This is a genomic window from uncultured Desulfovibrio sp. (assembly GCF_944327235.1).
Taxonomy (GTDB): Bacteria; Desulfobacterota; Desulfovibrionia; order Desulfovibrionales; family Desulfovibrionaceae; genus Desulfovibrio.
The window spans coordinates 1-6,454 of the sequence record NZ_CALVHE010000117.1 but is presented as its reverse complement, the minus strand read 5'-3'; the positions used below and the strand labels follow the sequence as shown (position 1 = coordinate 6,454).

Sequence of the window (6,454 nt, the reverse complement as noted above, 5' to 3'; positions counted from 1 at the left end):
TTTGCGGGATGGATGGGGGGCGCGGGGGGAAGGAAGGGGGCTTTTTTGCAAAAAAGCCCCCTTCCTTCCCCCCGCAACAACCCTCCCACACGGCCCGGCGGCGTTCTCCGTCTTTCCGCTTGAAGCGCCCTGCGGCCTGCGCTAGAATCGCTTCGCCCGTGACGCGCGGGCTTATTCATATCTGGAGGATGTTGTCATGGCTGAAGCACCGGAGAAAAACCTTGCACTGGACATCGTACGCATCACCGAGGCTGCCGCGCTGGCTTCCGCCCGCTGGCTGGGCCGCGGCGCCAAGGAAGACGGCGACGGCGCGGCTGTCGATGCCATGCGCAACAGCTTTTCCACCCTGCATGTGGACGGCATCGTGGTCATTGGCGAGGGGGAGAAGGACAATGCCCCCATGCTGTACAATGGTGAACATGTGGGGATAGGCGACGGCCCGCAGCTGGACGTGGCCGTCGATCCGGTGGAAGGCACGAGCCTTCTGGCCTTCGGGCGTCCCAACGCCATCTCCACCGTGGCCGTCGCTCCGCGCGGCAGCATGTTCAACCCTGGCCCCAGCTTCTACATGCAGAAGCTCGTGGTCCCCGGCGAAGCCCGCAACGTGGTGGATCTGGACGCCCCGGTGGCGGTCAATCTGGCCAACGTGGCCAAGGCGCTGGGCAAAAAGGTGCAGGACCTTGTGGTCTTCGTGCTGGACAAACCCCGCCACAAGCAGCTCATTGCCGACATCCGCGCGGTGGGGGCCCGTATCCAGCTCCACACGGACGGTGACGTGGCCGGTGCGCTGATGGCCGTCGATCCGCGCAACGAGGTGGACATCATGATGGGCACGGGCGGCACGCCGGAAGGCGTACTGGCGGCCTGCGCCATCAAGGGCATGGACGGACAGATGCTGGCGCGCCTCGACCCGCAGTCCTATGTGGAAAAGGAAGCCATTACCAACGCCGGCATCGATCTGCGCGAAGTGCTCACGGTCAATGATCTCGTCAAGAGCGACGACTGCTTCTTTGCCGCCACCGGTATTTCCGGCGGGGACTTTTTGCGCGGCGTGCGCTACAGCTCCCGTCATGCCGTGACCCACTCGCTGGTGCTGCGCGGCAAGACCGGTACGCTCCGTTATGTGGAGTCCTACCATAACCTTGACCGCCTCACCAAGATCAGCGCGGTCCCGTATTAACGCATATCACCGTGCGGGGCTTCGACGACGGTCGCCACTTCGTCGGGGTCCCGCGCGCCTCGCTCGCGCCCGTTTGCGGCGCTCTTTCCTGCAGCGAGAGGACACAAGACGGCAAAACCATACGTTCCGCTGCCTTCCCGCTCCGCGGCATGGTCTGCCGTCGTTCTCAACCGATCCGCCTGTCCACGGGCAAGGAGTTTCATGAAAAGCCATCCTCTTTTCGGCATCCTTCTGTTGTGTGCCATGCTGGCCTGCGCACCGCTTTCCGCTCCGCGGACGGCGGAAGCCGCCGCCGTATCGTCCGTCTATGACAAGCAGCCCGACGTAACGGAAAAGGAACTGCTCCAGTTCCTCGATCTGCTGCCGCAGTTCCGTCAGTGGACGCGTGCGGAAAAGGAAGAAGCCCACCCCATCCTGAACAAGGGCAAAGCGGACTTTCTGTATTCTGAGAAGGCCGCCCAGTGGGTCAAGGAAAAAGGCTGGGACGCCCGCCGCTTTTTCTGCGTCATGGGACGTATGGCCGCGGCCCTCGTCATGGTGGAGGAAGGCGGCAACAGCATGGCCCGGCCCAAGGATATGCCGGAAGTGAGCAAGGCCGAGCTGGAGCTGGCCCGCAAGCATCTGGGCAGCATCCTCAAGGCCAGCATGGATAACGCGCAGGTGCAGTAGCTGCGTACTTCTTTTGGAGACCGAAGATGAGGCGGATGTTGGCACGACTGGCCGTGGCGACGGCCATCCTGTGCGGCGGCGGCAGTCAGGTCCAGGCGGAGGACACCACGCTCGTGACGCAACGGCCGGTGCTGAGCATGGAGCAGGCCCAGAAAATGCTGCTGGCCGCCTCGGCGGAGGCACAACGCAGCGGCCATGCCGTCTGCATCACCATCGTGGACAGATCGGGGCAGACGCTGGCCGTGCTGCGCCACCATGATGCCGGTGTCCATACCCTCGAAGCCAGTTACAAGAAAGCCTTTACCACCGCCTCGCAAAAACGCCGGACGCTCGACATCGCGGAAGGCGTCCGCGAGGGACGCATCCCCGAAGACATCCGCTACCTCGATGCCCGCCTGAGCCTCATGGAAGGCGGCATCCCCATCATCATCGACGGACAGGTCGCCGGCGGCATCGGCGTGGGCGGCGCGCATTCCGCCGAGGATACCCGCATCGCCGAAGCCGGACTGAAAGCCCTGCCATGAAGGCAAGACGGTCACCGCGACTGTAAACGGCCGCAGGCGGTACCCGTTACGCCAAAAGAGGTTACGGGCATCAACAGCAGAGCGCGACCGAAAGGTGGCCGCAGGCCGTGCCCGTTACGACGCAGGAAGTTACGGGCATCGACAGCAGAGCGTGGGGCCTTTTCCCCAAACAAGGAATGAATAGAGCGTCTTGCCTTTGAAAAAGGGAAAACGCGAGGCGGCAGCACAGCACCGCCCAGCCGAAAGTGAGCGGAAAAACCGAACTTTTTCCGCGAAACGACAGGCCGTATGGATTGAGACGCTCCAAGGCATACCAATACAAATTTTGCAAATAATTTCAAAAGATAGAGCAATCCCACATTGAAAATGTGGATTGCTCGGGTAGTCGCGAGAGCGACTACCCGCAACCGAACACACGGAAAAACCACGCTTTTTCCGTAGTGTGAGGGCAGCGTCCGCATTGAAATTGGACACAATTTCAATGCGGATCCGTTCATAAGACAAGAAAGCCGTACACGCTTCACTTCCCTTTTGGGACGGCTCGTCTCGTATCCCCGACGCTTCCCTGGTAAAAGCGCGCTGGGGAAGGGATGGGGGGACTTTGGGGGGAAGGGGAACCCCGCCCGCGCGAGGCGAGGGGTTCCCCTTCCCCCCAAACAAGTAATGGATAGTGTTGACAGGCCCTCGTTATTGTACGCCGAACGCTTCGCCAAGGGGACAGTCGGGAGGCAGCAGCAGTTTTCCGGTATGCAGATCAAAAGCGAGGCCCCAGAGCCGGAGCGTGTCGGAAAAGCAAAACGGTGCGTGCAACGCCGGGAATCCGGCGTGATACGGATAGACAAGGGCCAGATCGCCCTTTCCCCGCAAGCATGTCTGCCCATAGGCAAAGAGTTGATAGACATCCTGTTGACTGATGCCGAAATGCGTCCCCAAGTTCCCGGAAAGTTTTTTCCACTTGCAATCCAGGAGCCAGTCTTTCCCCGCGCGATGGATGCGGATGTCGGGCCGCAGGACAAAAAAGGGACGTTCCGCCCATGTGCAGAGCCAGTGTCCTCTGTCCTGCTCGTACAGCCGCGCATCGGGGGCGAGCTGACGGCGCAGGCAGACCCCGACGTAGCGCTCAAAAAGCGTTTCCATGGGAAAGAGCATACTGATGCCGTGCCGTTGACCTGCCAGAGCAAGAGGCATTTCCTGTGCGAGGATGAGCTCGCACAAGGGGCGTATGCGCTGATAATGGGCCATCAGACGGGACGTGCGCCACTGGCGGAAGTCATCCGGTACGCAACGGCTGGGCCGCACCTCCGCAAACGCGGCACGCAGCGGCATGGCGAGGCGACCATTTTCCACGTCTCGCGAGGCCGACAGGCAGCGGTCGAGCGCACTGCGCAAAAGCCTATGTTCCGGACTATCCACGGAAAAGACATGATGCCGGATGGGCAGAAGATGCCGCCGCTGTGGCGGCTGGACCATATGTTTGCCTACATCCAGCCTGCCGCGCAAAAAGGGTCTCTCCTCCGCCGTTCGGTTGTAGTGGAAGCAGAGTCCTTTCCTGAGCAGGTCGTGCAATTCTTCCAGAAAATGCCGGATCAGCCATTCTCTGAGCGGACCGGGCACCGTGCGGAGCGCGGCGGGCTCGCTTTCTCGGCAAGGCAGGCGGTATACGGCCCGCAGCATCTTCAGGAGCAGGCCGCGCTGCTGCTCCGCGTTTTCCGCGCCATCGGCCGTTTTGGGCAAGATCTCGATGCACGTTCCCAGTGAGGTCTGGAGCAGGCCCACATAGTTGCACAGACTGAGCGTCGTCCGGCTCTGCATCCGCACGAGCGGCGCCTCCCCTGCCTGCCGCTGCTCATTGAGCCGACAGAGTGCCTGAAAATCCTCCACAGGCAGGGAGGCCCTGTCCAGCCGGGGCACGTCCACCGCCTCTGTAGTCAGGCGGGCAAATTCTGTGACCGTGATGATCTTCATGGCCGCCGGTCGTGGAGAACCGCCATGATCGCGCTGATGGATTGATAGGTATTGTAGTCTTCCGGCAGCGTCACATTACGAAACAGCGGATCGGAAGCGACAAGAGTACGACAGAACTGTATCTGATTCGTTATTTTTGTTGCTGTCTCCTTATCATAGACGGCATATTTCCCCAAAGAAAACCTGATGAAAACATTATTCTTGTATTCCTTGACCTGGGAAACGTTGCACCGCATGGCCTCCGCCAGCGATTCCGGCGGCGTAAAGGTTCGAGAAGATCTTTGTTCGCGGGCAGCGGCGTCGCCGTCCGCGTCCATTGCTTCGGTTCCCTTTGCGGCCGTGTCCGCCTCTTCCGCTTCCGTGCAGGTGGCGGCAGCGTCCACTATCCGCACATAGGAGGTCATACGGCCAAGGGCGGCCGGGTTCATCTTCCAGCCTGGTCCCGATGGCGTGAACTCCGGCCCGAAAAGGTCTTCATCGTCATCGGCCGCCACCACGAACTGGTGCGCCGTCTCCGGCTTTTGCTGATCATTGAGCACCAGCCGTATCTTCTGCCAGTCCTCAAAGAAATATTCTTCAAGGAGCGGCAGGATGGCATGTCGGAAGATGTCGGCAAGATCGTCCGCCGAGACCTGTCCCTGAGGCAGTTTCATGAACGGAGCGTGCCCGATGCAGTGTTCCTGATCAATGAGGACGGCGATACGCCTGTTCATCGTCCTGAGCAGGTCGGCCACCGTATAGCCGGAGTCGCCCAGCAGCATGGTCGCCAGCAGTTCGGGTTCCGGTGCGACCCGCTCAAAGGCGAAGCGGCGGCGCAGGGCGATGTCCAGCGCGGTCAGCGAGCGGTCGGCCGTATTCATGGTGCCGAGGATATGGACATTGTCCGGTACGCCGAATTCCGCCCGCGAATAAGGGAGGCGCACCTTCAGGGCCTCTGCCGCGCCCAGGCGCTTGGTCGGCTCGATAAGCGTGATGAGTTCCCCGAAGATGCCCGCTATATTGCCGCGATTGATCTCGTCGATGATGAATACGCGGTTTTGTCGCCGCACCTCGGAGGGGGCGGGAAACGAATCGGGACGATGGCTTCTGATGATGCCGATGAGGTCGTCAAGATTGATGTTTTTGAGCTGGTACACGGTACTGAGCGTCATTTTGATACCGTTATTGAGCTCCAGAATGTCCTGCCGGATATCCTTGACCAGCCACCGCACCTTGCGCAGGCGTTTGTGGCTCGGGTACTCGTCATGCCATTCATACTCGCCGGTCACGATGCCCACGGCGTCCGTCATGGATTCGCTGTAGCAGGATACGACAATGTCCCCCACCTGCATCTTCTGGATGAAGGCCTCCAGAACGCTTTTACCGCCAGCGGAGAAATCGGTTTCTTCCGTAATGTCCTTGCGGTAGGCGTCCCAGCCTATCCGTATATGCCCGTTGGCCAGACATTCCGTGCGGACGGGATTATCGCCGGTTCCCGCGAGGGAAACTTTCCAGATGACCGGCGACGGATTCACGGCAATACCGGCGAACATGGATAGTTCCTCGCGCAGGGATTCCGCGAAGGTCTCCGTTTCCGCCTGCTGGCAGAATCGCTTGAAAACGCCGTCCTCCACCCGGTAGGCGAGCTTCCCTTCCGTCTCGCTCCCGTCGTCCTCAATGACGGGGCGTATGCCCTCGATGAAGTCCTCGTAACTGTAGGACTGGTGAAAGGTCGTGAACTCGATGAGGCCCTGTTGCCGGTAGGCCGTAAAGCGGGCGCGCACCGCGGCGGGGTCTTCCGCCTTCAGCGCCTCCAGCGGGCACTCCTCGATGATGGCCACGGCATACAGATGCGTATGCCAGGTCTTCCCCGTGCCGGGCGGGCCGTAGAGGATGAGATTTTTCTTCATGTCCCGCCTCCTTGTTGGAGAGGATTAAGGAATTCTGGACCAAGGCCTAGCAGCACAAATTTTGCATATTTATTTCAATAAACAATAGAGGTTAGTCATGCACGCGTCGCTTGTATTAGGGTGCGTGGTAGCCTCGCGTCCCTGCTTCTTACCCTGGTAAAAGCGCGTTGGGGAAGGGATGGGGGGCTTTGGGGGGAAGGGGAACCCCGCCCGCGCGAGGCGAGGGG

General features: G+C 60.7%; 5 protein-coding genes. 3 read left to right on the top strand and 2 right to left on the bottom strand.

Features of this window, described 5'->3' with window-relative positions; genetic code table 11:
• Window positions 1-196: 196 nt before the first annotated feature.
• The 3 genes from glpX to Q0K00_RS11060 all read left to right on the top strand — a co-directional run bounded on the left by glpX (window position 197) and on the right by Q0K00_RS11060 (window position 2,373).
• Window positions 197-1,180: a class II fructose-bisphosphatase gene (glpX, locus tag Q0K00_RS11070; protein ID WP_297229516.1), complete on the top strand. Its 984-nt coding sequence runs from the start codon at window positions 197-199 to the stop codon at window positions 1,178-1,180.
• Window positions 1,181-1,381: 201 nt separating this feature from the next.
• Window positions 1,382-1,849, top strand: a complete 468-nt coding sequence (locus tag Q0K00_RS11065) for a serine/threonine protein phosphatase (protein ID WP_297229513.1) — start codon at window positions 1,382-1,384, stop codon at window positions 1,847-1,849.
• Between the two features lie 26 nt (window positions 1,850-1,875).
• Window positions 1,876-2,373, top strand: coding sequence for a heme-binding protein (locus Q0K00_RS11060; protein ID WP_297229511.1), 498 nt, complete (start codon window positions 1,876-1,878; stop codon window positions 2,371-2,373).
• A gap of 687 nt (window positions 2,374-3,060) precedes the next feature.
• Here Q0K00_RS11060 and Q0K00_RS11055 read toward each other — a convergent pair.
• A complete protein-coding gene (locus Q0K00_RS11055) occupies window positions 3,061-4,338 on the bottom strand; it encodes an McrC family protein (RefSeq protein WP_297229509.1) in 1,278 nt (425 codons plus the stop codon).
• Complete coding sequence (locus Q0K00_RS11050; RefSeq protein WP_297229507.1) at window positions 4,335-6,227, bottom strand: AAA family ATPase; 1,893 nt, start codon at window positions 6,225-6,227, stop codon at window positions 4,335-4,337. The genes Q0K00_RS11055 and Q0K00_RS11050 overlap by 4 nt, the downstream gene beginning before the upstream one ends.
• Window positions 6,228-6,454: the final 227 nt, after the last annotated feature.

What these genes read in the sequence shown, in the direction of transcription:
- glpX (WP_297229516.1), top strand. Translation starts at nt 197, where the DNA reads ATGGCTGAAGCACCGGAGAAAAACCTTGCACTGGACATCGTACGCATC.
- Q0K00_RS11065 (WP_297229513.1), top strand. Translation starts at nt 1,382, where the DNA reads ATGAAAAGCCATCCTCTTTTCGGCATCCTTCTGTTGTGTGCCATGCTG.
- Q0K00_RS11060 (WP_297229511.1), top strand. Translation starts at nt 1,876, where the DNA reads ATGAGGCGGATGTTGGCACGACTGGCCGTGGCGACGGCCATCCTGTGC.
- Q0K00_RS11055 (WP_297229509.1), bottom strand. Translation starts at nt 4,338, where the DNA reads ATGAAGATCATCACGGTCACAGAATTTGCCCGCCTGACTACAGAGGCG.
- Q0K00_RS11050 (WP_297229507.1), bottom strand. Translation starts at nt 6,227, where the DNA reads ATGAAGAAAAATCTCATCCTCTACGGCCCGCCCGGCACGGGGAAGACC.